Annotated in this window: 22 protein-coding genes and 1 pseudogene; 5 read left to right on the top strand and 18 right to left on the bottom strand. The window is 60.3% G+C overall.

Features of this window, described 5'->3' with window-relative positions:
* Window positions 1-4: 4 nt before the first annotated feature.
* The 18 genes and pseudogenes from ureA to cbiE all read right to left on the bottom strand — a co-directional run bounded on the left by ureA (window position 5) and on the right by cbiE (window position 16,984).
* Entirely contained in the window at window positions 5-307 is a 303-nt protein-coding gene (gene ureA / locus AC07W5_RS04320; protein ID WP_247257172.1) for an urease subunit gamma, read from the bottom strand.
* A gap of 159 nt (window positions 308-466) precedes the next feature.
* Entirely contained in the window at window positions 467-1,306 is an 840-nt protein-coding gene (locus AC07W5_RS04315) for an urease accessory protein UreD (RefSeq protein ID WP_495011254.1), read from the bottom strand.
* A 30-nt stretch (window positions 1,307-1,336) separates the two neighbouring features.
* Window positions 1,337-2,035 carry an urea ABC transporter ATP-binding subunit UrtE gene (urtE, locus tag AC07W5_RS04310; protein ID WP_494993487.1) on the bottom strand — a complete coding sequence of 233 codons (699 nt, stop codon included), beginning with the start codon at window positions 2,033-2,035 and terminating at the stop codon, window positions 1,337-1,339.
* 175 nt (window positions 2,036-2,210) lie between these two features.
* The gene (gene urtD / locus AC07W5_RS04305) at window positions 2,211-3,080 is read right to left on the bottom strand and encodes an urea ABC transporter ATP-binding protein UrtD (RefSeq protein WP_494993488.1); all 870 of its coding nucleotides are present in this window, start codon (window positions 3,078-3,080) and stop codon (window positions 2,211-2,213) included.
* Window positions 3,077-4,156, bottom strand: coding sequence for an urea ABC transporter permease subunit UrtC (gene urtC / locus AC07W5_RS04300; protein WP_494993489.1), 1,080 nt, complete (start codon window positions 4,154-4,156; stop codon window positions 3,077-3,079). Before urtC ends, urtD begins: the two co-directional genes overlap by 4 nt.
* The gene (gene urtB / locus AC07W5_RS04295) at window positions 4,156-5,655 is read right to left on the bottom strand and encodes an urea ABC transporter permease subunit UrtB (protein ID WP_495022848.1); all 1,500 of its coding nucleotides are present in this window, start codon (window positions 5,653-5,655) and stop codon (window positions 4,156-4,158) included. The genes urtC and urtB overlap by 1 nt, the downstream gene beginning before the upstream one ends.
* Before the next feature lie 151 nt (window positions 5,656-5,806).
* The gene (gene urtA / locus AC07W5_RS04290) at window positions 5,807-7,072 is read right to left on the bottom strand and encodes an urea ABC transporter substrate-binding protein (protein ID WP_494993491.1); all 1,266 of its coding nucleotides are present in this window, start codon (window positions 7,070-7,072) and stop codon (window positions 5,807-5,809) included.
* 222 nt (window positions 7,073-7,294) lie between these two features.
* Window positions 7,295-8,305: a FecCD family ABC transporter permease gene (locus tag AC07W5_RS04285; RefSeq protein WP_494993492.1), complete on the bottom strand. Its 1,011-nt coding sequence runs from the start codon at window positions 8,303-8,305 to the stop codon at window positions 7,295-7,297.
* Window positions 8,302-9,261 carry an ABC transporter substrate-binding protein gene (locus AC07W5_RS04280; protein WP_495022847.1) on the bottom strand — a complete coding sequence of 320 codons (960 nt, stop codon included), beginning with the start codon at window positions 9,259-9,261 and terminating at the stop codon, window positions 8,302-8,304. The genes AC07W5_RS04285 and AC07W5_RS04280 overlap by 4 nt, the downstream gene beginning before the upstream one ends.
* Window positions 9,258-10,046, bottom strand: coding sequence for an ABC transporter ATP-binding protein (locus tag AC07W5_RS04275; protein WP_495022846.1), 789 nt, complete (start codon window positions 10,044-10,046; stop codon window positions 9,258-9,260). Before AC07W5_RS04275 ends, AC07W5_RS04280 begins: the two co-directional genes overlap by 4 nt.
* Before the next feature lie 177 nt (window positions 10,047-10,223).
* Window positions 10,224-11,606 (bottom strand): PepSY-associated TM helix domain-containing protein, encoded by a 1,383-nt coding sequence (locus tag AC07W5_RS04270; protein ID WP_495022845.1) that lies wholly within the window; start codon window positions 11,604-11,606, stop codon window positions 10,224-10,226.
* Between the two features lie 191 nt (window positions 11,607-11,797).
* Window positions 11,798-12,085, bottom strand: a pseudogene (locus AC07W5_RS04265) (TonB-dependent copper receptor); the annotation flags it as partial.
* A gap of 90 nt (window positions 12,086-12,175) precedes the next feature.
* Window positions 12,176-12,580: a DUF2946 domain-containing protein gene (locus tag AC07W5_RS04260; protein ID WP_494993496.1), complete on the bottom strand. Its 405-nt coding sequence runs from the start codon at window positions 12,578-12,580 to the stop codon at window positions 12,176-12,178.
* 54 nt (window positions 12,581-12,634) lie between these two features.
* Window positions 12,635-13,114: a copper chaperone PCu(A)C gene (locus AC07W5_RS04255; RefSeq protein ID WP_494993627.1), complete on the bottom strand. Its 480-nt coding sequence runs from the start codon at window positions 13,112-13,114 to the stop codon at window positions 12,635-12,637.
* Window positions 13,115-13,177: 63 nt separating this feature from the next.
* On the bottom strand, window positions 13,178-13,579 hold the full coding sequence (locus AC07W5_RS04250) for a DUF2946 domain-containing protein (RefSeq protein ID WP_495022844.1): 402 nt from the start codon (window positions 13,577-13,579) through the stop codon (window positions 13,178-13,180).
* Window positions 13,580-13,869: 290 nt separating this feature from the next.
* Window positions 13,870-14,607: a cobalt-precorrin-6A reductase gene (locus tag AC07W5_RS04245; RefSeq protein WP_495022843.1), complete on the bottom strand. Its 738-nt coding sequence runs from the start codon at window positions 14,605-14,607 to the stop codon at window positions 13,870-13,872.
* Entirely contained in the window at window positions 14,604-15,701 is a 1,098-nt protein-coding gene (locus tag AC07W5_RS04240) for a cobalt-precorrin-5B (C(1))-methyltransferase (protein ID WP_495022842.1), read from the bottom strand. The genes AC07W5_RS04245 and AC07W5_RS04240 overlap by 4 nt, the downstream gene beginning before the upstream one ends.
* Window positions 15,702-15,772: 71 nt before the next feature.
* Window positions 15,773-16,984, bottom strand: coding sequence for a precorrin-6y C5,15-methyltransferase (decarboxylating) subunit CbiE (cbiE, locus tag AC07W5_RS04235; protein ID WP_495022841.1), 1,212 nt, complete (start codon window positions 16,982-16,984; stop codon window positions 15,773-15,775).
* A 798-nt stretch (window positions 16,985-17,782) separates the two neighbouring features.
* Between cbiE and AC07W5_RS04230 the strand changes: the two genes are divergently transcribed.
* The 5 genes from AC07W5_RS04230 to cobJ all read left to right on the top strand — a co-directional run bounded on the left by AC07W5_RS04230 (window position 17,783) and on the right by cobJ (window position 23,227).
* Window positions 17,783-18,604 (top strand): hypothetical protein, encoded by an 822-nt coding sequence (locus tag AC07W5_RS04230; RefSeq protein WP_495022840.1) that lies wholly within the window; start codon window positions 17,783-17,785, stop codon window positions 18,602-18,604.
* 268 nt (window positions 18,605-18,872) lie between these two features.
* Entirely contained in the window at window positions 18,873-20,177 is a 1,305-nt protein-coding gene (gene cobG, locus AC07W5_RS04225) for a precorrin-3B synthase (RefSeq protein WP_495022839.1), read from the top strand.
* Window positions 20,170-20,796 (top strand): precorrin-8X methylmutase, encoded by a 627-nt coding sequence (locus AC07W5_RS04220; protein WP_494993503.1) that lies wholly within the window; start codon window positions 20,170-20,172, stop codon window positions 20,794-20,796. The genes cobG and AC07W5_RS04220 overlap by 8 nt, the downstream gene beginning before the upstream one ends.
* Complete coding sequence (locus AC07W5_RS04215; RefSeq protein ID WP_494993628.1) at window positions 20,796-21,527, top strand: precorrin-2 C(20)-methyltransferase; 732 nt, start codon at window positions 20,796-20,798, stop codon at window positions 21,525-21,527. The genes AC07W5_RS04220 and AC07W5_RS04215 overlap by 1 nt, the downstream gene beginning before the upstream one ends.
* The gene (cobJ, locus tag AC07W5_RS04210) at window positions 21,527-23,227 is read left to right on the top strand and encodes a precorrin-3B C(17)-methyltransferase (protein WP_495011267.1); all 1,701 of its coding nucleotides are present in this window, start codon (window positions 21,527-21,529) and stop codon (window positions 23,225-23,227) included. Before AC07W5_RS04215 ends, cobJ begins: the two co-directional genes overlap by 1 nt.
* The last annotated feature ends 263 nt before the right edge of the window (window positions 23,228-23,490 follow it).

Genomic DNA, 23,490 nt, shown 5'->3' with positions numbered 1-23,490 from the left:
AGCCTCAGGCGATGGGTTGGTGGACGGTGACCAGTTTGGTGCCGTCGGGGAAGGTCGCTTCGACCTGGATTTCCGGGATCATTTCCGCGATGCCCTCCATTACCTGTTCACGGCTGAGCAGGGTGGTGCCGTAGTGCATCAACTCGGCCACAGTCTGACCGTCACGGGCGCCTTCGAGCAGCGCCGCGGAGATATAGGCCATGGCTTCCGGATAGTTTAGCTTCACGCCGCGGGCCAGCCGTCGCTCGGCCACAAGGCCGGCGGTGAAGATCAGCAGCTTGTCTTTTTCGCGTGGGGTCAGGTCCATCGTTCGAAGTCCGTTATCAGGCAGTTTAAAAGGTATGCGTGACCCCTGTAGGAGCGAGCTTGCTCGCGAAAAACGCCAAGGCACCGCAGTCATTCAAGTTGACCGCGTTATTGTTAACGCTTATCGCGAGCAAGCTCGCTCCTACAGGGGATGAAGTGTTTATGTGCTCCAGATCCTCGGTGGCAGCGCTTCACGGCCGAGCAGTGCGGGCCTGAGCAACCGCCACAAATCAATCAACCAGCCTCGCGCCTGCAGGGCTTCACTGGCCAGACAACGGGCTACCAGCAGCCCGGGCAATTGCGTCAGGTCACCCCTGACCGGATTGGGCAACGAACGGCAGGCCGCCAGCAGCTCGCTGTCGATTTCACCAGTCACGAGCAACGTTGCAAACACCGGTTGCCCGTCGAGCCCGATCGGCGAATCGAGCAAGCCGTCATCACCGACAATGCGCTGGCGTTCATGCCAGAGCAACTGACCGTCGCGGCGGATATCCAGTTGCGATTGAAAATGCCCGGCATCGAAGCGCTCGCCACTGGCCGGACGACCCAGCGCCACCACATCCCAGTAGAACAACCGGGCATCACCTTCAAGCTCGATAGAGGTGCTGAGTTCGGCCTGGGCGGCGCTGAAGATAATGGTTTCCTGTGGCAGCCATTCCAGTGTTGCGCCCGCTTCGACGTGAAAGTCCAGCTTCTGGTAAGCCGGCCCTGCGGCGCGATACCACTTGGCCGCACCGGGGCTGGTCAACTGGGACCAGGCATCGGCGCCAACATGAACGTTGATGTCCAGCCGGTCACCGCCGGCAATCCCGCCCGGCGGGTGGACGATAATGTGCTGGCAGACTTGCGGGCCTTCGGCATACAGATGCTTTTGCACCCGCAGCGGGCCTTTGTGCCGGCGCTGGACGGGGCGCGTACTGTCGCCGGATCGGGCATAGCCGAGCTCCAGCTCGGCGTGCCAGCTGGGGGTGAACAGAGCGGTGTGGGCAGGAAGGTTCATGATCAGTGCTTATCGTCAGGACGCTACAGGTTAGATCGTAACCAGGCCGCGCACACCTTCGGTTTCCATATTTTCTCCACGGCCTTGCTGGACGATCTCTCCCCGGGACATCACCAGGTATTGATCGGCCAGTTCGGCTGCGAAATCGTAGAACTGCTCCACCAGCAAAATTGCCATGTCGCCGCGTGCCGCGAGTTTTTTGATCACCGCACCGATCTCCTTGATCACCGACGGCTGAATGCCTTCGGTGGGTTCATCGAGAATCAGCAGTCGCGGACGACTGGCCAGGGCGCGGCCGATGGCCAGCTGTTGTTGCTGACCACCGGACAAGTCGCCGCCGCGACGTTGCTTCATCTGCAGCAGCACCGGGAACAGCTCATAGATAAACGCCGGGACTTCCCTGGCTTCGGAACCCGGGAAACGGGACAGGCCCATCAGCAGGTTTTCTTCCACTGTCAGTCGGCCGAAAATCTCCCGGCCTTGCGGCACGTAGGCGATTCCTGCATGCACCCGCTGGTGCGGCTTGTAACCGGTGATGGCTTTGCCTTCCCAGTTCACCGCGCCTTCTTTTGCCGGCAGCAGCCCCATCAGGCATTTGAGTAGCGTGGTCTTGCCGACGCCGTTACGCCCCAGCAGGCAGGTGACCTCACCGACTTTCACGTCAAACGACAGACCCCGCAGGATGTGGCTACCGCCGTAATACTGGTGCAGCTTGTCGACTTGTAGCATGTTCTCATCCTTTCGAAGTTCTGCTCTTCGTAGCAGCTGGCGCAGCCTGCGTTCGGCCGCGTAGCGGTCGTAGAGCCTGCAATCGCGTTTTGTCAGGTGTATCGCCGTTGCCGAATTACGAGTGCTTCGCCCTCGAACGCAACCTTCGGCAGCTGCTACGGTTGGGGCGCGTGCTTCAACGCCCGAGATAAACCTCAATCACCCGTTCATTGTCCTGCACCTGCTCCAGCGACCCTTCGGCCAGCACACTCCCCTGGTGCAACACGGTGACGTGGTCGGCAATCGAGCCGACGAAGCCCATGTCGTGCTCCACCACCATCAGCGAATGCTTGCCGGCCAGACTCTTGAACAGCTCGGCGGTGAATTCGGTTTCGGCGTCGGTCATTCCCGCCACCGGCTCGTCGAGCAGTAGCAGTTGCGGGTCTTGCATCAGCAGCATGCCGATTTCCAGAAACTGCTTTTGCCCGTGGGACAGCAAACCCGCCGGGCGACTGACCGACGCCGTCAGGCGAATGGTTTCCAGGACTTCGGCAATACGGTCTTGTTGCTCGCCATTGAGTTTGGCCCGCAGGCTGGCCCATACCGATTTGTCGGTCTTCTGCGCCAGCTCAAGGTTCTCGAACACGCTCAAGGCTTCGAACACGGTAGGTTTCTGGAACTTGCGACCGATCCCGGATTGGGCGATCTGCACTTCGCTCATCTGCGTCAGGTCCAGGGTTTCACCGAACCAGGCCTTGCCGTGGCTGGGACGGGTCTTGCCGGTGATCACATCCATCAGCGTCGTTTTACCGGCACCGTTGGGGCCGATGATGCAGCGCAATTCGCCGACGCCGATGTACAGGTTCAAGTCGTTCAGCGCCTTGAAACCATCAAAACTGACGCTAATGTCTTCCAGGGTCAGGATCGTGCCATGGCGAGTGTTCAGACCGGGGCCGGCGCGCTGGCCGAGGCCAATCGCATCGCGGCTGGTGCCGGCGTCCTTATTGGGCTCCGGTGGGAAAAACACCGGTTCGAGCATGAATTCAGTCGTCGCAGTGACTCTCATTGTTCACCTCTTTTTTTCAGCAGCCCGATCACACCCTTGGGCAGATACAGGGTCACCACGATAAACAGCGCGCCAAGGAAGAACAGCCAGTACTCGGGGAAGGCCACGGTGAACCAGCTCTTCATACCGTTGACCACACCGGCGCCGAGCAGCGGTCCGATCAACGTGCCGCGCCCGCCGAGGGCGACCCACACTGCCGCTTCGATGGAGTTGGTCGGCGACATTTCGCCGGGGTTGATGATCCCCACTTGCGGCACATACAACGCACCGGCCAGACCGCACAACACTGCGCTCAACACCCAGACAAACAGCTTGAAGCCGCGCGGGTCATAGCCGCAAAACATCAGGCGATTTTCTGCGTCGCGCAGAGCGGTCAGCACCCGGCCGAACTTGCTTTGCGCCAGACGCCAGCCGATGAACAGGCTGGCCACCAGCAACAGCACCGTGGCCACAAACAGCACCGCCCGGGTGTTCGGTTCGGTGATGCCGAAACCGAGAATGCTGCGGAAGTTGGTGAAGCCGTTATTGCCGCCAAAACCGGTTTCGTTGCGAAAGAACAGCAACATCCCGGCGAAGGTCAGGGCCTGGGTCATGATCGAGAAATACACGCCCTTGATCCGCGAGCGAAAGGCGAAGAAGCCGAACACCAGCGCGAGCAAACCCGGCGCCAACACCACCAGGCACATGGCCCAGAGAAAGTGGTTGGTGCCGGTCCAGTACCAGGGCAATTCGGTCCACGACAGAAAGGTCATGAACGCCGGTAGCTCGTCACCCGAGGCCTGGCGCATCAAGTACATGCCCATGGCGTAGCCGCCGAGGGCGAAGAACAGGCCGTGACCCAGTGACAGCAACCCGGCGTAACCCCAGACCAGATCCAGCGCCAACGCGACAATCGCGTAGCAAAGAATCTTGCCCACCAGGGTCAGGGTATAAGCCGAAACGTGCAGCGGATTGTCCGCCGACAACAGTGAAAGCAGCGGCAAGGCCAGCAACAACGCGAGCACCAAACTGCCGACGATCAGAGTGACTTTGGGGCCGGCTTTTTTTGTCGCCGTGAGCATCAGAGGCTGGTTCATCAGTCGATCACCCGTCCTTTCAGTGCGAAGAGTCCTTGCGGGCGTTTCTGGATAAACAGAATGATCAGCGCGAGGATCAGGATCTTGCCGAGCACGGCACCGATTTGTGGTTCGAGAATCTTGTTGGCGATGCCCAGGCCGAAGGCCGCCAGCACGCTACCGGCCAACTGGCCGACACCGCCGAGCACCACCACCAGGAACGAATCGATAATGTAGCTCTGGCCCAGGTCCGGGCCGACGTTGCCGACCTGGCTCAGGGCGACGCCGCCGAGCCCGGCGATACCGGAGCCCAGGCCAAAGGCGAGCATGTCGACACGCCCGGTGGGCACGCCGCAGCAAGCGGCCATGTTGCGGTTCTGGGTCACGGCGCGCACGTTCAGGCCCAGGCGAGTCTTGTTCAGCAACAGCCAGGTCAGCACTACAACGAACAGGGCGAACGCGATGATCACAATGCGGTTGTATGGCAGCACCAGGTTCGGCAGCACTTGAATGCCGCCGGAGAGCCAGGCCGGGTTGGCGACTTCGACGTTCTGCGCCCCGAACAGCAAACGCACCAACTGGATCAGCATCAGGCTGATGCCCCAGGTCGCCAGCAGGGTTTCCAACGGACGGCCGTAGAGGTGTCGAATGACCGTGCGTTCGAGAATCATGCCGATCCCCGCCGTCACAAAAAACGCCACCGGCAGCGCGACCAATGGATAGAACTCGATGGCTTGCGGCAGGAAACGCTGGAATAACAACTGCACTACATACGTGGAGTAGGCGCCGAGCATCAGCATCTCGCCGTGGGCCATATTGATGACACCCAGCAGACCGAAGGTGATCGCAAGTCCCAGCGCCGCGAGCAGCAGGATCGAACCCAGAGACATACCGCTGAAGGCCTGACCGAGCATCTCTCCGATCATCAGTTTGCGTTTGACCTGAGCCAGACTGGTTTCGGCGGCGGTGCGAACGGTTCCATCGGCTTCAACGCCCGGTTCCAGCAAGCCTTCAAGGCGAGTGCGGGCCAGCGGGTCGCCGGTTTCGCCGAGCAGCCTCACGGCCGCCAAACGCACGACTGGATCGCTGTCCACCAGTTGCAGGTTGGCCAGAGCCAGGCTCAGGGCCGCGTGAACGCCTTCGTCTTTTTCGCTGGCGAGTTGTTGCTCCAGAAATTTCAATTGCGCCGGTTTGGCGCTTTTTTGCAGTTGCTGCGCAGCGGTCAGACGCACCTTGGCGTCAGCGGCGAGCAGTTGCTGGCTGGCTTGCGCGGTGTCGATCAGACCCCGCAGGCGGTTATTCAGGCGCAAGGTTTTGGCTTCGCCGTCGAGGGTCAGTTGGCCTTGCTGCAAGGCGTTGATCAGTTCGACACGAGCCGGATCGGGCTGCGCGGCCCAGGCTTCCAGCAGTTTGGCTTGCTGCACGGGATTGGCAGCGACGAAGTCTTCGGCGTCGCCGGCGTAAGCGGCCGTCGACAGCAGTAAAAAAGCGAGAACGAAAAACAGGCGATAAAGGGACATGGCTACGTCCTGAAGGGCGACGGCGGACCTTGTAGGAGCCGAGCTTGCTCGCGATGGCGGTGTGTCTGGCAGACCGCTATCGCGAGCAAGCTCGGCTCCTACAGGGGTTGTATGTTGATCGTTCCGTCCTGGGAGCGATCAGTCCCGCTGCTTAGTTGCTCTTCACCGCGTAATCCGGCTTCTTGTCGTTACCCGGAATGAACGGGCTCCAGGGCTCGGCGCGGATCGGGCCTTCGGTCTGCCAGACCACCGAGAACTGACCGTCAGATTGAATTTCGCCGATCATCACCGGCTTGTGCAGGTGGTGGTTGGTCTTGTCCATGGTCAGGGTGTAACCCGACGGTGCGGAGAAGGTCTGGCCGGCGAGGGCTTCACGAACCTTGTCGACGTCCGTGGATTTGGCTTTCTGCGCCGCTTGCGCCCACATGTGGATGCCGACGTACGTGGCTTCCATCGGGTCGTTGGTTACGGCTTTATCCGCGCCCGGCAGGTTGTGTTTCCTGGCGTAGGCTTTCCAGTCGGCGACGAATTTTTTGTTGACCGGGTTCTCCACCGATTCGAAGTAGTTCCACGCGGCGAGGTTGCCCACCAGCGGCTTGGTGTCGATGCCACGCAGCTCTTCTTCGCCCACCGAGAACGCCACGACCGGAACGTCGGTGGCTTTCAGGCCCTGGTTGGCCAGCTCTTTATAGAACGGCACGTTGGAGTCGCCGTTGACCGTGGAGATCACCGCAGTCTTGCCGCCGGCCGAGAATTTTTTGATGTTCGCCACGATGGTCTGGTAATCGCTGTGACCGAACGGGGTGTAGACCTCTTCGATGTCCTTGTCCGCCACGCCTTTGGAATGCAGGAACGAGCGCAGGATTTTGTTGGTGGTACGCGGGTAGACGTAGTCGGTACCGAGCAGGAAGTAGCGCTTGGCGCTGCCACCTTCTTCGCTCATCAGGTACTCCACCGCCGGGATCGCTTGCTGGTTGGGCGCCGCACCGGTGTAGAAGACGTTCGGCGACATCTCTTCGCCTTCGTATTGCACCGGGTAGAACAGCAGGCCGTTGAGCTCTTCGAACACCGGTAGTACCGATTTACGCGACACCGAGGTCCAGCAGCCGAACACCACCGCGACCTTGTCCTGGGTCAGCAGCTGCCGGCCCTTTTCGGCGAACAGCGGCCAGTTCGAGGCGGGGTCCACGACCACCGGCTCAAGCATCTTGCCGTTGACGCCGCCCTTGGCGTTGATCTCGTCAATGGTCATCAGCGCCATGTCTTTAAGCGAGGTTTCAGAGATCGCCATGGTCCCTGACAACGAGTGCAGGATCCCGACCTTGATGGTCTCGGCGGCCTGGATGCTCCAGGTCATACCCATCGCGGCAATCGATGCCGACAGAGTGAAAGCCTTGATCAAGCTACGACGCTTCATTGTGCGATCTCCATGATATTAAGGTTTTTTTCTTGGTTGGCAGATACGGACGCTGAAGGGGCTTTAGCAAGGGTTGTGCCCGGTCGGGCAAAGGCAAGGAAATGTCGTATTACGCAGGGTTGCAAAGCGTGCTGCGCACCAAGCCGGGGCCGACAAAAGTGCTCAGTGCGTTTGTGTGCGCCGCATTGGTGCCTGCATTGCCGGGGCGGCGTTCGACCGCGGTTATCGTCGGCGCATCAGACCAATGAAAAACACCCCGCCAATCGCCGCAGTGGCCACGCCAATCGGCAAGTCTTCAGGCGCGATCAGCGTGCGTGCGGCGACGTCGACCCACACCAGAAAAACACTGCCGAGCAACACGCACACCGGCAGCAATCGCCGATGTTCAGCGCCGACCAATCGGCGGGCGATGTGCGGCACCATCAATCCGACAAAGCCGATGGAACCGCTGATGGACACCAATACCCCGGTCATCAGCGAGGCAATCAAAAACACCCGCAAGCGCACGCTGCGGGCATTCAGACCTAGTGTCACAGCGGTCTGTTCGCCGGCCATCAAGGCGTTCAGCGGGCGCGCCATGCCCAGCAGCAACACCAGCCCGGACACTACGCTGGCGGCCGGAATCGCCAGCAGTTCCCAGCGCGCCAGACCGAGGCCGCCGAGCATCCAGAACATCACGGCTGAACTTGCCCGGTGATCGCCGAGAAACAACAGCAGGTTGGCGATTGCCATCATCACGAAGGACACCGCGACACCACACAGCAGCAATCGATCACTGTCCAGGCGACCGTTGCGATTGGCGATGGCCAGCACCACCAGCATGCTCAGCAGTGCACCGATAAACGCCGCGATCGGCAGGGTCAGCAGGCCTACGATTTCGCCGACATGTAGCACTACGATCACCGCGCCCAAGGTGGCGCCGGAGGTCACGCCCAGCAGGTGCGGGTCGGCCAGCGGGTTGCGGGTCACCGCTTGCAGCACCGCGCCAGTCAACGCCAGGCCGGCGCCGACCAGCGCACCAAGCAACATCCGCGGCACGCGAATCAGCCAGACGATGTGTTCCTGCCCGGCGCTCCAGCTCACTTCGCCGAGACCGAATGCCTTGTACAGAAGAATCCGCCAGACCACGTCCACCGGCACCCGCGCCGAACCCGCGCCAAGCGACACCACACAGGACACCAACAGCAGCGCGCCGAGACCGATCAGCAGCTGGGCATAACGACGGCTGATCATTCGCCGTGGAAACCCTTGGCCATGGTTTCAATCGCCGCGATGTTATCGATGCCCGGTGTGGCCTGGACGTAGGGGATGACGATGAAACGCTGATTCTTGATTGCGTCTACCGACTGCAGTGCCGGGTTGTTTTCCAGGAACTGTTGCTTCTGCCCGGCGCTGACTTCGCCATAGTCGACGATCACGATCACCTGTGGATTGCGCTCGACCACATTCTCCCAGTTGACCCGGGTCCAGCTGGCCTCGACGTCATCAAGGATATTGCGCCCGCCGGCGGCGTCGATCAGTGCTTGTGGCATGCCCAGTCGACCTGACGTCATGGCGCGGTCCTCGCCGCTGTCGTAGAGGAACACCCTGGGTTTTTCTGCTGGCAGGTACTTCTGGATCTCGGCGACTTGCGCCTGCATGTCGGCGATCAGCTGGTTGGCGCGATCCTGCACATCGAAAATTTTCCCGAGGTTGCGCAGGTCGTTGTAGGTGTCTTCCAGCGTAGCGGGGGGACGCTTCATGACGAAGGCGCAGGACTCGGTCAGTTCGTAGACATTAATTCCCAGCGGGCCGAGGGTCTGCGGCGTCAGCTCACCGCCCACACGCATACCGTAATCCCAACCGGCAAAGAAGAAATCGACATTGGCATTGAGCAGGGTTTCCACCGACGGGTACTTGCTCGCCAGTTCCGGCAAGCCGTCGAGGATGCTCTGCATCCGGGGTGTCACGGCTTTCCAGCCACTGATGCCGCTGTACCCGACCATGCTCGGTTTGAGGCCGAGTGCGAGCATCATTTGAGTCATATTGATGTCGTGACTGAGGGCGTGTCTGGGCGCCTTTTTGAAGGTCACCTGTCGGTTGCAGCTCTGGATCGTCAGCGGGTAATGGGTGGCTTCGGCGAATGCCTGGGCAGTGCCTGACAGCAAGGCGACAGACAGGCTGGCACGCAGCAGGGAACGCAAAATCATGGTTGGGTTATCCAGGTAATTCGTGGGTAGCCGGACAGCGGGTGTCGGTCGATCAAGGCTTGGACACCGAAGACTTCGCGCAGCAACTGAACGGTCAGCACTTCTTGCGGTGTACCGCTGGCGACAATGCGCCCGCCGTTGATGACGTACAGCCGATCACAAAACGCCGCGGCGAGATTGAGGTCATGGATGCTGGCGAGGGTGCCGATCTGCAAGCGTTTGACCCGTTGCAACAGCTCCAGCTGATAACGCGGATCGAGGTGGTTGGTCGGCTCGTCGAGGATCAGCAGTTGCGGTTGCTGAGCCAGGGCGCGGGCGAGGATTACCCGCTGCTTCTCGCCGCCCGACAGGGTGGCGAAGGCGTGATCCTCGAAACCCCGCAGGCCGACTGATTCCAGTGCTTGCTGACAGATGCGTCGATCTTCGAAGGTGTCGCCGTCGAACAGACCTTTGTGCGGTGTGCGGCCCATGGCGACCACCTCATCGACGGTCAGGCCAAAGGCATCGGGGAATTCTTGCAGCACCACCGCGATGCGCTGCGCGCACCAGCGAGGCGACTGTTTCCAGACATTGTGATGTTCGAGTTTGACCTCGCCGCTTTCCGGTTTGCTGAAGCGATAGGCACAGCGCAGCAGGCTGGTTTTGCCGCTGCCGTTGGGCCCGATCAAACCGACGAACTCACCCGCCGACACCTGCAGGCAGGCCTCACGCAGTTGGAACTGGTGATGGCAATGGCCGTGACCCAGAGGGGTCCAGGCCAGGTTGGTGAGGTTCAGCGAGGTCATTCAATACTCATTAATTGCGTTGAGGCTGAATCCATCGCGGGCAAGGGCCAGGCGCCCCCCCTTGCTCCTGCAGGATCACGCTGTACCGCAGGAGCGAGGCTTGCCCGCGAAAATGTGAGGAGCATTGCGGGCCGGCATTGTAGAGCCTGCAAGGCCGTTTCATATATCTCGCAGTCTTCAGCTTGAAGATGAGGCCGGCTCAGCTTTCCCCGCCAGCCGTGACAGTAGTATCCGGTCCAGGATCCACACCGCGATCAACGATGCCCCGACCAACGGAAATGCCACAGCCAATGCGAACATGATGACCATCGCGGTTTTCCACTTCGCCAGGTCGTGGCGCAATGGCGGAACACCGAGTCGACCTTGTGGGCGGCGCTTCCACCAGATCACCACGCCGCTGACTGCGCTGAGCAAAATCATCAGGCACACCAGCAGCACCACGATCTGATTGAACGCTCCGAACATCTTGCCTTCGTGCAGCATCACGCCCATTTCCGTGGCGCGGGCGACGTTGCTGTAGTGCTGCCACCGCACATCGGCGAGCACCCTGGCGGTGTATTGATCGACATGCAGGGTCGCGTCGTTACGTGGGTCGTCGGCGAACACAGCGATGGTGAAAACGCCGGTGGCGGTGGTCGGGAAGGTGATGCTATAGCCCGGCTCTACCCGACGCTGGACGGCAATGTTCTGCACCTCTTGCAGCGAGATTGTCGGCGCGGCCGCAGCGGTTGAGCTGCCGGTGTGAGCCATGTGTTCGGCATGGTCGCCGGACATCGGCATCGGCGTGTTTTCCATTGCCCACGGTACGGTCTGGCGCGTCGCCGTATTGAGGCTGCGAGCCTCTTGATCGGACTTTGGCACCTCGTTCCACATGGCCGCCGGGAAGCGGTTCCAGAGCTCGGCGTATTGCTTGCCCCAAAAGCCGGTCCAGGTCATGCCGCTGAGCAGCATCACCAGCAGAAACGCCGCGCCCCAGAAACCGGTCACCGCATGCAAGTCGCGCCAGAACAAGCGCCCGCGATTGCTCAATCGTGGCCATAACACACCGGCCGATGACTTGCCTCGCGGCCACCACAGGTACAGACCGGAAATCACCAGCATGATGCCCCAGCCGGCAGACAGCTCGACCAGTCGATCACCCACGGTGCCGATCATCAGCTCACCATGAATGGCGCGGGCGATGGCTTGCAGGTTTTTCCTGGCGTCCTGGTCACCGAGGATTTCTCCGCGGTACGGATCGATGAACACGTTCAGTTCATGACCGTCGTTTTGCACCACGAACTGCGCACTGCGTTCGGGGTTGACCGGCGGCAGGTATTGCTTGACCTGCCCCTGCGGATAAGCGACCTGCACACGGCGAAGTTGCTCGTCGGCGCCAAGCGTTTGATGACCGGCCGGGACGTTCAGCAGGTTGCCGTACATCAACGGGTCGAGTTGGGGTTTGAACAGGTAGATGATCCCGGTCAGGGCCAGCATCACCATGAACGGCGCGACGAACAGCCCGGCATAGAAATGCCAGCGCCAGGCCAGGTTGTAGAAAGACACTTTAGGTTGGCTCATCAGGAGCGCTCCGCTTTGGCATGGATCTTTTAATGTTTTTTGCGACTGCTTCGCAGTCGATCGTGGGCAAACCTCGCTCCTACGCGAATATGTGATCCCTGTAGGAGCGAGGCTTGCCCGCGAAGCTTTTTAGAAACTCATATCCACCTTGGTCCAGAGCGTGCGCCCCGGTTCGTTGATGGCTTGCGGAACAGGTTGTCGACGCCGCTGCTGGCCGGCACTGGTTGGCGTGGATCTTTCGGGTTGGTGATGATGGTCAACGGTGAGCTGGGGGCAATGGCGGTGATCACCGTCGGGCTCGGTTCGTTTGTATGTCGGGTGTGTTCATCGGGTTGTTCGGCTGCCAAAACCAGCGGTGTCAGCAGCGCGCCGTGGAGGACGGCTATGCCCTGTTTGAGGCGAAGACCTGGCTCGTTCAGGGCAAGAAGAGAATGTGCCTGAGCAGAGCGCAAGCGAGTGTCAGTAGAAAACCTGGACATAAAGGTTCCATCAATCAATCGTAAACAACACGGCCAGCAGCCTGCGGCTGTCTTTTCTACAGTCGGCCGGGTGATGTGAAATGTGGGTGTTTACTTGATGATGGGCGGGGCGCGGGTTCGGGCGCCGGGGAAGACTGCTTGCCGGGCATGGCCCAAACGCGGGAAGGGGCTGATGAAATTCGTCGGCGGCGGTGTGTCGAATGCCGCGAACGACAGGCTACCGGGCAGCGCCGGGCAGTTGAACAGGAGGCTGCAATACCCGCACTTCTCCCAGAGCATTTGATGCTCGGCAGGCGCCTTGACGGGTTTGGCATCGTGGTTCGAAGTGCCATGGCAGCCGGGCTCGTCCATGCGCATGTCCATCGACATGTTCATTGGCATGGCGTGATCCATCGGCATCGCTTGGGAAATCAGCGGACCGATAAAGATCATCAGCATGGCGAACAGGCTGATCCAGCTACCGCGTTTGACCCTCAACGAATCATGATGCGGCACTGATCGCCTGACGCTTGGCGAGCGCAGGGCGTTCACAGGTGTTGTGGGCTGTGATTACTGGGCGTGCATATGCTCTTCAGTGCCTGCGGGCGCTTGCTTCTGCACCGCGACCTCGACGGTTACGTCGCCTGATTTTTCAAAATGCAGGGTCATTGGGAAGCGCTTTCCTTCGCTCAGCAAGCTGCGGTCTTTGAGCTCCAGCAGCATCACGTGGTAGGCCATTGGCGCGAAGCTAATGTCGCCACCGGCGGGGATTTCCACGCTCGGCACTTGCTGCATTTTCATCAGGTCGCCTTGCTTCACATGCTCGTGCAGCTCGGCCAGTCCTGCAATCGGCGAGGCCACGCTGAGCAGGCGGTCGGCGGTTTTGCCGTTGTTGTGAATGACGAAATAGGCTGCGACGGTCGGGGCATTGGGTGGCAGTTCCTGCGACCACGGATGAGCGATGTGCAATTGGCCGGCAGCATATTCGTGAGCATGGGCAAAGCAGGCAGGCAACAGCAAAGCGGCGAGAAGCAGAGACTGCTTCACCAGGGATTGTTTCAACATGGCAGTTCTCCAGAACGATTCAAAACGCAGATCAATTGCGAGAAGGAGTCAGACCAGAGGCGAGGCGCGGGGATTGAGGTTCGGCCATTGCTGGCGCGGCGTGGGCGTTTCGAAGGTGGGCGGCGGCACGCTTCTATTGGACTCGAACCGAGCGAAATACAGCTGCGGCATATGCCCCGGTAACGCCACCAACGGTGCCGAACCCGAACAGCACCAGCAATGCTGCATGTTGGAGTGATCGTCGTTTTGTGGTGCTTTTTGCTCAAGCGTGCCCAGCGAAATCGCTACCAGTCTGGTGCCGTTCGAGGAGCAGAAGCTGCCCCACAACAACTGCTCGGCAGGTGACTGATTCGCAGCCTGGTGCATCGTCCCGGAAATCGGCATGGCGAGCATGTTGAACAGCACTGCAAAGCAGGCGATCCAGGCAAATGCAAGCCGTTGTCGGGACATCGGTCAGATCCGTTGAGATGGACGATCAAGCAAGGTATTTAGCCTGATCAAGGGCGATAAGTAAAAAGACCGCGTGCGGTTTGGTGTCGCAGTGCCTTGGCCAGCAGGTACAAAAGTCTGCGCGCGACTTCCGGCTCGTCGATTCGAAAGAGTGTAGCGGCTTCGATTCGTAATGCCTGGGCGAATACCGGTTGTGGCGAGGGAGTGGTGATCGACGCGGTCCAATGTGGGAGCTGGCTTGCCTGCGATCGAGTGCGCAGCACTCGCAATGATTACTGCCGCACAGAAGTTTACTGGGGTAACAGATAACCTTGCTGCGTCAGCGCCTCGAGCGTATTGGCGACAGTCCCAAACTCGCGCTCAACCCTCACCATTTCTGGCCGCTTCAATATCAACACCGGCACCTCACGCTCGCGCGCCACTTCCAGCTTGGGTTCGGTGGCGCTGCTGCCGCTGTTTTTACTGATCAGCACATCAATCCGGCGCCGTTCGAACAGCTCCCGCTCATCGTCGATTAAAAACGGCCCACGGGCGCCGATCACTTCGCAGCGCTGATTGCCGGGATACGGGTCGAGTGCTCGTAAAGTCCAGAACTGTCCGTCCGGGATTTCATCCAGATGCTGCAACGGCTCGCGCCCCAGGGTGAACAGCGGGCGCTTGAAGGGCTTGAGCGCTTCAACCAACCCAGCCCAATCGCTGACTTCCCGCCAGTCATCACCTGCCTGTGCTTGCCAGGCCGGTCGCCGCAGCGCCCAGCAAGGTATGCCGCTCAATTGCGCAGCGGTCGCGGCGTTCTGGCTGATTTGTGCGGCATAGGGGTGAGTGGCGTCGAGCAACAAGTCGATGCCTTCGTCTTCGATGAACTGCGCCAAACCTGCCGCGCCGCCATAGCCACCGACCCGGACCTGACAGGTCAAATCCGTCGGCACCCGGCCGATGCCCGCCAGGCTGTAGACATGTTGCGGGCCCAGCGTGCGGGCAATCGCCAAGGCTTCGGTGACGCCGCCAAGCAGTAGTAACCGTTTCATTGAAAAGCTCCGGCATGGCCGACGATGCCGCCCTGGCGATCGATGGCAAACACCTCGACCTGAACCTGCGCCGGTACCACGCTGCGGGCGAAGTCCAGTGCGTGTTGGCACACCGCATCGCCAAGGGCGACTCCGACAGCGCTGGCCATGGCCAAGGCTTGTTGACTGGTATTGGCTTCGCCGATGGCTTGCTGCAAGGCGTCATCGGCGCCGACGTCTGCCGCCCATTGCGCCAGTTGCGGCAGGTCAATGCTCGAATGACGGCTGTGCAAATCCATATGCCCGGCGGCGAGTTTGCTGATTTTGCCAAAGCCACCACAAATGCTGAGTTTATCCACAGGCACTTTGCGCAAATGCTTGAGCACCGCACCGACAAAGTCGCCCATTTCGATGAGGGCGATCTCAGGCAGGTCGTATACGCGGCGCATGGTGTCTTCGCTGGCGTTGCCGGTACAGGCGGCGATATGCGTGTAACCATTGGTTTTGGCGACGTCGATGCCCTGGTGGATCGAGGCGATGTAGGCCGCGCAGGAGAACGGCCGGACAATACCACTGGTGCCGAGAATCGACAGGCCGCCGAGGATACCCAGCCGTGGGTTCATGGTTTTCAGTGCAAGGGCTTCGCCGCCCTCGACGTTGATCGTGACCTCAAAGCCGCCGTCGTAATTACGCTCTTGCGCCAGTTGCAGCAGGTGATCAGTGATCATCTTGCGTGGCACCGGGTTGATCGCCGGTTCACCGACGCCCAGTACCAGCCCCGGCCGGGTGACTGTGCCGACGCCAAGGCCTGCGCTGAAACGTATACCCGGTTCGGCGTTCAAGCGTACATGGGAATACAGCAACGCGCCGTGGGTGACGTCTGGATCATCGCCGGCATCCTTGATCGTTCCGGCTTCGGCGCCGTCTTCGGCCAGGCGACAAAACTCCAGGCGCATCTGTACGTGCTTGCCTTTGGGCAAGGTGATATCCACTGCGTCGTGGCTGATACCGCTGAGCAGCAAGCGGGCGGCAGCGAGGCTGGTGGCGGTGGCGCAACTGCCGGTAGTCAGGCCGCTGCGCAGGGGCGCAGGTTGTTCGGCGGTTTCGTCACGCATGGAGCTGGCAATTCCTTTGTAGGAGCGAGCGGTGCGGCGATCCGACTTGCCCGCGATGGCATACTCGAACTTCACACATCATCAGGCTTGACTACTTCCAGCAAGGTAATCGGCAACGCCTGGCGCCAGGTATCGAAATCCCCCAGGGGCTGCGCCTGAGCGATATGAATGCGGGTCAGTTCACCGCCATGCTGTTCGCGCCAGGCCATCAAGGTCATTTCGCTTTGCAGGGTGACGGCGTTGGCGATCAGCCGGCCGCCGGGTTTCAATTGCTCCCAGCAGGTGTCGAGCACGCCCTCGCGGGTGACGCCGCCGCCAATGAAAATCGCATCCGGTCGCTCCAGGCCTGTCAGCGCTTGCGGCGCGATGCCGCGAATCAATTGCAAGCCGGGGACGCCGAGGGCATCACGATTGTGTTCGATCAGTTGCTGACGGCCGTCATCGGCCTCGATGGCCAAGGCGCGACAGCCTGGATGAGCGCGCATCCATTCAATGCCGATCGAGCCGCTGCCGGCGCCGACATCCCACAGCAACTCGCCTGGCACCGGAGCCAGGCGGGCGAGGGTGATGGCGCGAACGTCACGCTTGGTCAGTTGCCCATCGTGTTTGAAGGCCGCATCCGGCAGCCCGGCGAGTCGCGATAAGCGCGGTGTGCCGGGTTCGGCGATGCAGTCGATGGCGACCAGATTCAGATCGGCGATGGTCGGCTCGCTCCAGTCGCTGGCAATACCTTCGATGCGTCGTTCGGCAGGTCCGGCCAAGTGTTCCAGTACCGTGATCCGGCTCGGCCCGAACCCCCGCTCACGCAACAGCGCGGCGATCGCCGCGGGGCTCTGGCCATCGTTGCTCAGTACCAGCAAACGAATACCGCTAAACAGTTGTGCGCCCAGGGCTGCCACAGGGCGGGCGACCACCGAGAGCGTCACCACCTCTTGCAGCGGCCAGCCCAGTCGAGCGGCCGCCAACGAGTAGGAGGACGGCGCGGACAAAACCTGCATCTCATCGTTGGCCACCTGCCGCGCCAGGCTAGCGCCGACGCCGAACAGCATTGGATCGCCGCTGGCCAACACACAGACAGGCTCGCCGCGCTGCGCCAGCACCGGTTCCAGGGAGAACGGGCTGGGCCACAGTTGACGCTCGCCACGGATGCAAACCGGTAACAAGTCCAGTTGCCGCTGGCCGCCAAAAATCCGTGAAGCGCCCAGCAGGGCGTGTCGAGCATTCTTGCCCAGACCGCTGAAGCCGTCTTCACCGATTCCTACTACTGTCAGCCAGGGCGCCATCCATATTCCTCAAACAAAAAAACAGTGGCTCCGAGACACGGGTTGGCTGGGCCTCGGACCAAAGCGCAATGATAGCGCGGCTTCGATAGGTTTTTCCTGCGCTGTTCGACAGGTGCTCAGAATGACCGCGGGATGAACTGGATAATGCGAATGTTTTGCCGATGGTTAAGGACGGCCTGAATTAGCCACCGATATTTCGAGGCCCCTTCCATTTGCGACTCAAAAAATGGGTGGTCTGCCAAAAAACGGGCGTTGGCTGTTGTTAATTCATGTCTTTTCCTTGGACTGTGCCTTTTCTCGGCACACTTCGCGCATCGCAGGCGCGCCTCTCCCGCACCCAGCAGCCGCTTTCGCATCATTCACAGGTTTGACAGAGTAAATAGTGTGGTCTGTTGCGCGGTGTTTTTCAGAAGTTTGCGATAGCGCACTTTCGTATAACCCGTCCGATCCATCTCAATCGGGAAGTGCTTGCGCAGGGGCTGCTGACACTTGCCGGCATGTCTGTTTCATCGAGGCTCAACCGCTCCGTTCGTGTGAGGTGTGTATGTCTCCAGGTATGGAAGTCTTTTTCAGCGGTTCCTTAAGCCTGACTTTTCTCCGGGCAAACTATGGGTGAAGAGCGTGTTGTTGATGGGGTGTTGTTTGAAAGGATGAGTAATTGAATTATTTTGTTTTTTTAAAGTTGGGCTTTGTGAGTCGTGTGTCTGGATTTTTATCTGCATTTGACTAGGTTTAATAAGCAGTGTCGAAAATTGCTTTTTGGATAATGGTTTACTCGGATGCTGTACGGAAGGCTTTGTGGATGCTCTGGATGAAATACAATATTTAAGGACCGTTGAAATGATTAGAACATCGATGGATGCCCCCGCGAGTCTTGAGGCGCGACTGGCCTTCATTAACGCCGCACAATTACCTCCTGTGCACCGATCTTCGACGCGCGCCTGGATCGATAAAAAGACGCGTGGTTTGACAGGGCCGGGCAAGGGGCGTGCAGCCGTGGTGGGCAGTGCTTTACTGTCGTTCACCTCCGGGGTGTCTCGACAAGATCAACAGGATGTACAGGACTGCGTACTGTATTTGGAACAATATACTGATACGAAGTATGACCGAGAGAGTCAGTGGTATGAATGGCTGCAGCATTTTACGCTTGGGCTTTGGCACTTAGGGTGGATACATGATCGCCCGGTCATGCTTGAGAGCCACTTGACGACGCTCTACGGTCCAATCACTCAGTCCGTTCTGGATGTCTTGAAGCCAATATCCAGTGGCGCCATGTATAACGTGGCCGTTGATGCATTCAATGCTTTGAAAAATAATCTGGCTGCATTGAAACTGTTCTCATCAAAGAGCGCCAGAGCGGGAGGGCGAAGTTTCCAGGTGATGCCATGTGCCGATAATGGCCAGGGTCAACTATCAATGGCGGTGAGTCATTCATGGTTTGTTTCTGTCAAGACTTCGGAGGAGTTTCTATTTATAAAGTGGGAGGAGCAGGAAACCACGCTGGTGCACCACTATGGATATTTCACCCTCGATCGCAGGCGTTTTTTCGAAATAAGAGAGGCTATGCTAAAGAAAATTACAGACCGATCATCAGGTTATTTCGAGGAGCTGACGCTATAAACAGCCTGGCGTTTCGCTACAGTTGACCGGTAAATAGCATTGAACAATGCCCGTGCGTTATGTTGATGGTCGCTGACCCAAGAGGCCATCAACTTTACCCAGGATGGCCTCCTTGCTTGAGGTCTATCGGGTTTGCGCAAGAAAACAGCGTTCCGACCAGCAGGCTTTTCATGCCCTTGATCAAAGCAGGCATAATACGCCGCCTTCGACCGCGAAGCGCTTTTCCACGGGCTGATCCTTGAACACTCCAACACCTGCAAATCCGCTTATGACGACTCTGCGCCCCTCGGCTTGCCCGGGGTTGCTGCGTATCGTCCAGGCAGCGGACGGCGGTATCTGCCGGATCAAACTGGCTGGCGGTTCGATCAGCGCGGCGCAAGCCTGCGCAGTAGCCGACGCGGCCGAGCGCTACGCGGTTGGCGTGATCGAGGCGACCAACCGCGCCAACCTGCAGATCCGCGGGATCGGCAGCGAGCAGACGGCATTGATCGACAGTCTGCTCGCCGCAGGGCTCGGCCCGACCACGGCGGCCGGCGATGACGTACGCAATCTGATGCTCAGCCCAAGCGCCGGGATCGACCGGCATATGCTGATCGACACGCGACCGCTCGCCGGGCAGATTCTCGCCACCCTGCAAAACCACGAACGTTTCCACGATTTGTCGGCCAAATTCGCCGTGCAACTCGATGGCGGTGAAGCACTGGTGATGCTTGAACATCCCCATGACCTGTGGCTGTCGGCGGGTGAGTTGAACGGTGAACTGCTGCTGGCCTTTGGTTTGGCGGGTTGTCCGATAGACCCACCATTGGCCGCGGTGCCGCTGGCCCACGGACATGAACTGGTGGTCGCGGTGCTGGAGCTGTTTCTTGAGCTGGCCCGCCCGGATCAGACTCGTATGCGTCATCTGCTGACGGAACTTCCGGTGGATAACTTTTTGCGGGCGTTGGCCAAGCGGGTGTCATTGATCGCGATCGCCGAATGGCAGCGGCCGCCCGCGCCGAAGCTGTTGCATCTGGGCACTTATCCACAGCGTGAAGCGGGCCGGGTCTATGTCGGCGCTGTCACGCCGTTGGGTCGCCTCGATCCGGCGATGCTGCGCGGTGCCGCGCAGCTGGCCAGCGAGTCTGGCGACGGCAGCCTGCGGTTTACCCCTTGGCAAAGCCTGTTGCTACCCGGTATCGACACAGATCATTCGCCTGAAGTGACGCAGCGCCTGCAACAACTTGGTTTGCTATGTTCGGCCGATCAGGCGCTGGCGCAGTTGATCGCTTGCACCGGCGCAAGCGGCTGCGCAAAGGGCCTGGCCGACACCAAGGGCGATGCGCTGCAACTGGCTGCGCTGTTGCAATGCCAGGGCAATGCACCGAGTGTGCATTTGTCGGGCTGCCAGCGATCCTGCGCTGCCGCACATACTGCGCCCGTCACGCTGTTGGCCGTCGCCCCCGGCCGTTACGACCTCTATTTTCGCGATGCAGGGCAGCCGGGTTTCGGCGCCCTGCATGCGCGCAACCTCACCATTGAAGCGGCAGGCGCATTGCTCGACGCCCGCCCACGGAGCCACCTTGATGCTTGATTACATCCGCGACGGTCAGGAGATCTATCGCAACTCGTTCGCGATCATTCGCGCCGAGGCCCGCCTGGACCGAATCCCGGCCGACCTGGAAAAACTCGCGGTGCGGGTGATCCACGCCTGCGGCATGGTCGATGCAATCGATGGTCTGCAATTCTCGCCTGGCGCGGGCAAGGCCGGGCGTGATGCGCTGGCGGCCGGTGCGCCGATTCTCTGCGATGCGCGAATGGTCTCCGAGGGCGTGACCCGCGCGCGTTTGCCAGCCAACAATCAAGTGATCTGTACCCTGCGCGACGAGAGTGTGCCGGACCTGGCGCGGGAGTTGGGCAACACCCGTTCAGCGGCCGCACTGGAACTCTGGCGTCCGTATCTGGAAGGCAGTGTGGTGGTGATCGGCAACGCGCCGACCGCGTTGTTCTATTTGCTGGAAATGCTCGATGCCGGCGCGCCGAAACCGGCATTGATTCTCGGCTTTCCGGTGGGCTTCGTCGGCGCCGCCGAGTCCAAGGCCATGCTCGCCGCTGACAGCCGTGGCGTGCCCTTTGTGATCATGCAAGGCCGACTGGGCGGCAGCGCCATGGCCGCCGCCGCTGTCAACGCCCTCGCTACGGAGATCGAATGATGCAGCAACCTGGACGCTTGATTGGCCTGGGCGTCGGCCCGGGTGACCCGGAGCTGATTACCGTCAAAGCCCTGCGCCTGCTGCGCGAATCGCCGGTGGTGGCGTACTTTGTCGCCAAGGGCAAGAAGGGCAATGCCTTCGGCATCATCGAAGCCCACCTGCAAGACGCGCAGACGTTACTGCCGCTGGTCTATCCGGTGACCACCGAAGCACTGCCCGCGCCGTTTTCTTACGAGCAAGTGATCAGCGATTTCTACGACGCTGCCAGCGAGGAAGTCGCCAAGCATCTGAATGCCGGTCGCGACGTGGCGGTGATCTGCGAAGGCGATCCGTTCTTCTACGGCTCTTACATGTACTTGCATGATCGCCTGGCTGAACGCTACGACGCCGAAGTGATACCGGGCGTGTGCTCGATGCTCGGCGGCGCTTCGGTGCTGGGTGCACCGTTGGTGTATCGCAATCAGAGCCTGTCGGTGTTGTCCGGCGTGTTGCCGGCCGAAGACCTCAAGCGCCGTTTGGCCGATGCAGATGCTGCGGTCATCATGAAGCTGGGGCGCAACTTCCCCAAGGTTCGTCAGGTACTGGAAGAGCTCGGGCTGGCGGATCGGGCGCTGTATGTCGAGCGTGCAACCATGGCCAACCAGAAGATCGTGCCACTGGATCAGGTTGAGCCAATGTCCTCGCCGTACTTCTCGCTGATCATTGTTCCCGGCGAAAGGTGGCAAGGCTGATGACTCGTTCTGCACCGGCAATTGTCATTCTGGGCAATGGCAGCCTCGCCACTGCGCGCAAGATCCAGCAGCTGTACCCGCAGGCCATGATCCACGGCCTGGCCGAGCGGGTTGAAGGTGCCGACCGGACCTATCACGAGTTCGGTGCAACCTTGCGCCAGCTCTATCAGCAGGACACGCCGATCATCGCCTTGTGCGCAGCCGGGATCGTGATCCGGACTCTGGCGCCGCTGCTATTGGAAAAAGGCGCCGAGCCGCCGGTACTGGCCGTCGCTGAAGACGGCAGTGCCGTGGTGCCGTTACTCGGCGGGCTGGGAGGGGTGAACGTCCTTGCGCGAGAGATTGCGGCCGGATTGGGTGTCGCGGCCGCCATCACCACCAGCGGTGAATTGCGCTTCGGTACCTGCCTGCTCAATCCACCCAGCGGCTATGCCTTGGGCGATCTGGAGTCGGGCAAGCGCTTTGTCTCGGACCTGCTCGCGGGGGAAAGCGTGCGTATCGAAGGCGCAGCTCCCTGGCTGGCCCAGGCGCAGCTGCCGGAAGATCAACACGCCCGGCTGGCGATCCATGTCGGTTGTGCCGAGCGTGAGCCCGCGGCCAATGAACTGCTGATCTACCCGCGCAGTGTGCTGGTGGCGGTGAGCGCCAGTGTGGCGGATCTGGTAACAGCCATTCGTGCGGCCCTGCACGAATCGAAGATTGCCGTTCAATCGGTTGCGTGCCTGTTGGCGGCCGACACGGAAATGGCCAGCCCTCAGTTGCGTGAAGCCGCTCTCCAATTGAGTGTGCCACTGCGTTTTGCAACCGCTGCCGCCAGTGTCAGCGAGCTGGCGCAACACGCGGTCCCGCAACTGCTGCCGCCACTGAGTGTCGGCAATGGCATTGCGATAGCCGTCGCCAATCAACCGCTGGACCCTTTGCAGATCGGTCGCGCCCGTGGCCGTCTTGCGGTCATTGGTCTAGGTCCAGGTGCTGCCGAACTGATGGTGCCGGCAGTCAAGGCTGAGCTGGCCAAGGCCAACGATGTGCTCGGTTATGAAACTTACGTGCGCATGGCCGGGCCGTTCCGCGCCGATCAAGTGCTGCACTGCACCGACAACCGCGAAGAAATGCAGCGCGCCCGACATGCCTTCGAACTGGCCGCCCAAGGCCGCTCGGTGGTTGTCGTCTCATCGGGAGATCCGGGTGTGTTCGCCATGGCCGCAGCGGTGCTTGAAGCCCTGCATGAGTCAAATGAACCGAGCTGGCACAGCGTCGATCTGGAGATCCTGCCGGGCGTTTCCGCCTCCCTGGCCACCGCCGCGCAAGCCGGTGCACCGCTGGGGCATGACTTCTGCGTGCTGTCGCTGTCGGACAACCTCAAGCCGTGGGACATCATCGAGAAGCGACTGGACCTGGCCGCGCAAGCCGACCTGGCGCTGGCGTTCTACAATCCGATTTCCCGCTCACGGCCGTGGCAGCTTGGCCGGGCGCTGGAAATCGTCGGGCAGCACCGCACGGGCGCAACGCCAGTGGTGCTGGGGCGTGATATCGGTCGCCCTGGTCAAACCTTGCGAGTGACCACCCTTGGCGAGCTGACACCCGATCAAGTGGACATGCGCACCATGGTGCTGATCGGCTCATCCACCACCTGCGTATTTGCGCGTGCAGACGGTGGTGAGTGGGTCTATACGCCAAGGTGGTATGGCGATAAACCTTAGCTGTAATTCGGCGCTATTGGCTGTCAGGCGCACATGATAAAACCTGTGCGCGCTGACAACCTGTTCCCAGGTTGGTTTGTCACCCTTCTGAGTAATAGTCAGAGTGTGGAGTGAGACTCATCTTGTTCGCTTGTAAGTTTAATTGCTCTTGATTGTATTGGTTGCCTTTCTGTATGGGTTGCTTCTTTGTGGAGTGAGTAATGTGTCGAACGAATAAGTCACGTCTGGCTGGACTTGGTTTCGTTATTTATAGTTGCGGCTGA

The organism is Pseudomonas sp. GW821-FHT01E05 (genome assembly GCF_059422425.1).
This window is presented reverse-complemented; position numbering and strand designations above follow the sequence as displayed.

What these genes read in the sequence shown, in the direction of transcription:
- urtB (WP_495022848.1), bottom strand. Translation starts at nt 5,655, where the DNA reads ATGTCCCTTTATCGCCTGTTTTTCGTTCTCGCTTTTTTACTGCTGTCG.
- AC07W5_RS04315 (WP_495011254.1), bottom strand. Translation starts at nt 1,306, where the DNA reads ATGAACCTTCCTGCCCACACCGCTCTGTTCACCCCCAGCTGGCACGCC.
- AC07W5_RS04285 (WP_494993492.1), bottom strand. Translation starts at nt 8,305, where the DNA reads ATGATCAGCCGTCGTTATGCCCAGCTGCTGATCGGTCTCGGCGCGCTG.
- AC07W5_RS04250 (WP_495022844.1), bottom strand. Translation starts at nt 13,579, where the DNA reads ATGTCCCGACAACGGCTTGCATTTGCCTGGATCGCCTGCTTTGCAGTG.
- AC07W5_RS04280 (WP_495022847.1), bottom strand. Translation starts at nt 9,261, where the DNA reads ATGATTTTGCGTTCCCTGCTGCGTGCCAGCCTGTCTGTCGCCTTGCTG.
- AC07W5_RS04220 (WP_494993503.1), top strand. Translation starts at nt 20,170, where the DNA reads ATGCTTGATTACATCCGCGACGGTCAGGAGATCTATCGCAACTCGTTC.
- AC07W5_RS04270 (WP_495022845.1), bottom strand. Translation starts at nt 11,606, where the DNA reads ATGAGCCAACCTAAAGTGTCTTTCTACAACCTGGCCTGGCGCTGGCAT.
- urtA (WP_494993491.1), bottom strand. Translation starts at nt 7,072, where the DNA reads ATGAAGCGTCGTAGCTTGATCAAGGCTTTCACTCTGTCGGCATCGATT.
- cbiE (WP_495022841.1), bottom strand. Translation starts at nt 16,984, where the DNA reads ATGGCGCCCTGGCTGACAGTAGTAGGAATCGGTGAAGACGGCTTCAGC.
- AC07W5_RS04245 (WP_495022843.1), bottom strand. Translation starts at nt 14,607, where the DNA reads ATGAAACGGTTACTACTGCTTGGCGGCGTCACCGAAGCCTTGGCGATT.
- ureA (WP_247257172.1), bottom strand. Translation starts at nt 307, where the DNA reads ATGGACCTGACCCCACGCGAAAAAGACAAGCTGCTGATCTTCACCGCC.
- AC07W5_RS04215 (WP_494993628.1), top strand. Translation starts at nt 20,796, where the DNA reads ATGCAGCAACCTGGACGCTTGATTGGCCTGGGCGTCGGCCCGGGTGAC.
- cobG (WP_495022839.1), top strand. Translation starts at nt 18,873, where the DNA reads ATGACGACTCTGCGCCCCTCGGCTTGCCCGGGGTTGCTGCGTATCGTC.
- cobJ (WP_495011267.1), top strand. Translation starts at nt 21,527, where the DNA reads ATGACTCGTTCTGCACCGGCAATTGTCATTCTGGGCAATGGCAGCCTC.
- AC07W5_RS04240 (WP_495022842.1), bottom strand. Translation starts at nt 15,701, where the DNA reads ATGCGTGACGAAACCGCCGAACAACCTGCGCCCCTGCGCAGCGGCCTG.
- urtE (WP_494993487.1), bottom strand. Translation starts at nt 2,035, where the DNA reads ATGCTACAAGTCGACAAGCTGCACCAGTATTACGGCGGTAGCCACATC.
- AC07W5_RS04275 (WP_495022846.1), bottom strand. Translation starts at nt 10,046, where the DNA reads ATGACCTCGCTGAACCTCACCAACCTGGCCTGGACCCCTCTGGGTCAC.
- urtC (WP_494993489.1), bottom strand. Translation starts at nt 4,156, where the DNA reads ATGAACCAGCCTCTGATGCTCACGGCGACAAAAAAAGCCGGCCCCAAA.
- urtD (WP_494993488.1), bottom strand. Translation starts at nt 3,080, where the DNA reads ATGAGAGTCACTGCGACGACTGAATTCATGCTCGAACCGGTGTTTTTC.